Consider the following 546-nt stretch of genomic DNA (forward strand, 5'->3'; position numbering starts at 1 on the left):
GCCCCGCCGATGCCGGCCGCCCACCGCCATCGCGCCGGCGGTCCGGCGGCTGCGCGCCGGACGCCATGATGACCGCGCCGCGCGCGCGGCGCCTGACCGCCGTGCCGCTTGCAGCGGCGCGGCGGCGGGCACACGCTGCCCGCCGCAGGGAGGACGAAACCCGCCATGGCCGAGCCGCATCGCGTCCGCGCCCGCAACCTCTCGGCGCAGTCCGAGAACCGGATCCATGACGATGCGGTGGCCCGCCGCTTCGGCTTCCGCGGCGCGCTGGTCCCGGGGGTGGAGCTCTATGCCTATGCCTGCCACGCCGCGGTGGCGCGCTGGGGCCGCGCCTGGCTGGAGCATGGCAGCGCCGAATGCCGCTTCCTCTCCCCGGTGCATGACGGCGAGACGGTGACGGTGGACGCCACGCCGGCGGGCGAGGCCATCGCGCTCGCCGTGCGGCGGGAGGCGACGCTCTGCGCCAGCGGCCAGGCCGCGCTGCCGCCGCCCGGCCAAGGGCCCGACGCGGCGGCGCCGCCCTGGCAGGCCCCGCCGGCGGAGCGG

At 79.5% G+C, this 546-nt stretch carries 1 protein-coding gene; it reads left to right on the forward strand.

What is annotated here, in order from left to right:
- Nucleotides 1-165: 165 nt before the first annotated feature.
- Nucleotides 166-546 (forward strand): MaoC family dehydratase (locus E2C05_RS32405; RefSeq protein WP_192912579.1); only part of this gene is annotated, 381 nt, incomplete at its 3' end.

It is taken from the genome of Paracraurococcus ruber, assembly GCF_004353985.1.
In the GTDB taxonomy this organism is placed as follows: Bacteria; Pseudomonadota; Alphaproteobacteria; order Acetobacterales; family Acetobacteraceae; genus Paracraurococcus; species Paracraurococcus ruber.